The organism is Rhodanobacter sp. OR92 (assembly GCF_000427545.1).
In the GTDB taxonomy this organism is placed as follows: domain Bacteria; phylum Pseudomonadota; class Gammaproteobacteria; order Xanthomonadales; family Rhodanobacteraceae; genus Rhodanobacter; species Rhodanobacter denitrificans.
In genome coordinates, this window is the sequence record NZ_ATYF01000027.1 from 1 (window position 1) to 2,336 (window position 2,336).

The following is a 2,336-nucleotide window of genomic DNA, read 5'->3' on the forward strand; positions in this document are numbered from 1 at the left end:
GTGAGTCCGCTGAGTTAGCATTCAATCGGGTGGCACGCGTCCTTGGTAGCGTTGCCACCTAACCAGTCATCCAAGCGGACGGCTGCGCCGCCGCTTAATTCCAGCGTTAGGCGTCATACATGGCTCACCTGCAACGTGCAGTAGCTTCTCTCCGCATTGCAGGAGACGACCTCGATCCGGATCGGATATCGGCTGCGTTAGGCGCAGCCCCCACCCATGGTCAAGCAAAGGGCCAAGAAATTTTGCTAAGGACTGGCCGCACCCGTATAGCCCAATTTGGCCAGTGGCGGCTCCACGCAACCGAAACCGAACCGGAAGACCTCGATGGTCAAGTTGCAGAGCTTCTTGGCAAGCTCACCAATGACCTTGCTGTCTGGCGTGATCTGGGCCATCGCTACAAAATAGACCTGTTTTGCGGTTGGTTCATGGGCGGCACCAATGAGGGCGTCATGGTTTCAGCAACCACACTCAAGGCTCTCGGGGAGCGGGGCATTGCACTCGGCCTGGACATCTATGGCCCAGACACTGATGCCTAACATCTTGTTCAAGGCGGACGGCTTCGCCGCCGCTTAACTCCAGCGTTATGCCCCACCCAGGACTTTTCTGTGACCATTGAGTCTTGCACCACATGGGAATGCTTCAACAGCTTTGCTAGCTGGCTCTCTGTAATTGGCACCATTCTCATCACTGGCTTGGCTCTTTGGCTTTCTGTTCGCGACCGCCAGATTCATCTCAAGTCCGCGTTGACTCTCGGGCTCCTACCATCCGTCAACGCCAATCTACTCAATCGACCAGTGTTCGTACTCTCGTTCACTAACGTTGGGCCTCGGCCCGTTACGGTCACCAATCATTGTTGGGTGCTGCCGCATGTAAAAGGCATTGTCTTCCTACAACCGTATATGGACGCAGGCGTGGGAAGTTTGTGCTCAAAGCTACCGCTAGAGCTCACCGACGGCAAAGAAGGACATGTCTTCTATTCAGATGACTTTTTTCTGAAACTGGATGAGCCAGCCAAGTTCCTATTTCACAAAAAGCGCTACATCGCTTGGTTGCGTATTAATTTCTTCAAGGTTCGCATCGTCACTACCGCAGGCGTTAGACCCTACGTAAAAGTTGCTCGTGCTGTCAGACAACGACTGTGGCACCAATACAATGGGGCATAACAATTCGTCCAAGCGGACGGCTTCGCCGCCGCTTAACTCCAGCGTTAGGCCCCATGGATTCAGGCTTCTTCCTCGCAAAGCATCGCCTTAGCCTCGCGCAATCTTTGCGCGTGTATTGGCCGTACCTCGTCCCATTTGTCTTGGGGCCGCTTGTCAGCTCCATCGTCAGCGCAGCACTTCCTACTGCCGCACCTGTAATCACCGGCGGGTACTTTCTGGCATCTGCCGCGCTAGCCATGTGGCCCCTTGCATTCAAGGACGCGTCCAATAAGTATTGGCTTGTTGGGGTCATTGCTTGGTTCGTTCTGAGGTTAGTGGCTATCGTAGCGGCCTAACCAGTCATCCAAGCGGACGGCTGCGCCGCCGCTTAATTCCAGCGTTAGGCATCGTGTAGCCATGCAGGAAGAAATCACCAATGGCATTGTTGCTGTCGTCAAGTTCATCGCGTACTACATCATCTGGTCGTTCGTTCTGTTCAACCTTGGTCGCGCCTCATTGCTTGTTATTACGCTCGGGCAGTATCCGCGTGGCCACGATGCTCAACGTCACGTCAACCAGATTTCGCTCGTCGGTATTCTTGTACTTGTCCTGGTTTGGTCGGCCGTTGCCATCTACAACAACACTCTTGGCGTCCATGCCTAACATCTCATTCGAGGCGGACGGCTTCGCCGCCGCTCAATTCCAGCGTTAGGCCTTATGAATTCTCGCGTCAAGGACATCGCTTTGCTTTTGGCTGGCCTTCTGCCCACAGCCGTTGTCGTCTTTCTTGCGTTCGTCTTGGTGCCAGGTTGTATCGCCATCTACGGGCCTGTCTCCGGCCAGCTGCCACCTCAAACCAAGTTTGTGTTCTCGTTCTACTATCTATCTTTGGTGTTGCCGGTTCTGGTTGCAGGCGTCTGGTTGTTTTGGCGCGGGCGGTGGCAGCGTGGAGTCGTGGCTGCTTTGCTCGGTTCCGTTGGCAGCGTTGCGGTAGGTGCGTTCGGTTGGTGGGCCGTTTACCAACCGCAACTCATCCTGCAGCTTATAGGGCAGTCGGGCTCGTAGGTCGGCCTAACCACTCGTTCGAGGCGGACGGCTCCGCCGCCGCTCAACTCAAGCGTTGAGGCTGTAGAAAAAGCCCTTTCCACGGATGGATAGACGGCCAAAATGACAGCCGTTGCATCACGTCACTCA

General features: G+C 55.1%; 4 protein-coding genes. All 4 read left to right on the forward strand.

Features of this window, described 5'->3' with window-relative positions; translation table 11 throughout:
- The first annotated feature begins 119 nt into the window (after positions 1-119).
- The 4 genes from RHOOR92_RS19325 to RHOOR92_RS0111755 all read left to right on the forward strand — a co-directional run bounded on the left by RHOOR92_RS19325 (position 120) and on the right by RHOOR92_RS0111755 (position 2,207).
- Positions 120-536 (forward strand): DUF4279 domain-containing protein, encoded by a 417-nt coding sequence (locus RHOOR92_RS19325; RefSeq protein WP_081491669.1) that lies wholly within the window; start codon positions 120-122, stop codon positions 534-536.
- Positions 537-605: 69 nt separating this feature from the next.
- Positions 606-1,163 (forward strand): hypothetical protein, encoded by a 558-nt coding sequence (locus RHOOR92_RS19670; protein ID WP_155950237.1) that lies wholly within the window; start codon positions 606-608, stop codon positions 1,161-1,163.
- Between the two features lie 396 nt (positions 1,164-1,559).
- Entirely contained in the window at positions 1,560-1,805 is a 246-nt protein-coding gene (locus RHOOR92_RS0111750) for a hypothetical protein (protein WP_007514480.1), read from the forward strand.
- Positions 1,806-1,859: 54 nt separating this feature from the next.
- Positions 1,860-2,207, forward strand: coding sequence for a hypothetical protein (locus RHOOR92_RS0111755; protein WP_027490293.1), 348 nt, complete (start codon positions 1,860-1,862; stop codon positions 2,205-2,207).
- Positions 2,208-2,336: the final 129 nt, after the last annotated feature.

Coding starts and splice junctions, on each gene's coding strand:
- RHOOR92_RS19325 (WP_081491669.1), top strand. CDS start 120: ATGGCTCACCTGCAACGTGCAGTAGCTTCTCTCCGCATTGCAGGAGAC.
- RHOOR92_RS0111750 (WP_007514480.1), top strand. CDS start 1,560: ATGCAGGAAGAAATCACCAATGGCATTGTTGCTGTCGTCAAGTTCATC.
- RHOOR92_RS0111755 (WP_027490293.1), top strand. CDS start 1,860: ATGAATTCTCGCGTCAAGGACATCGCTTTGCTTTTGGCTGGCCTTCTG.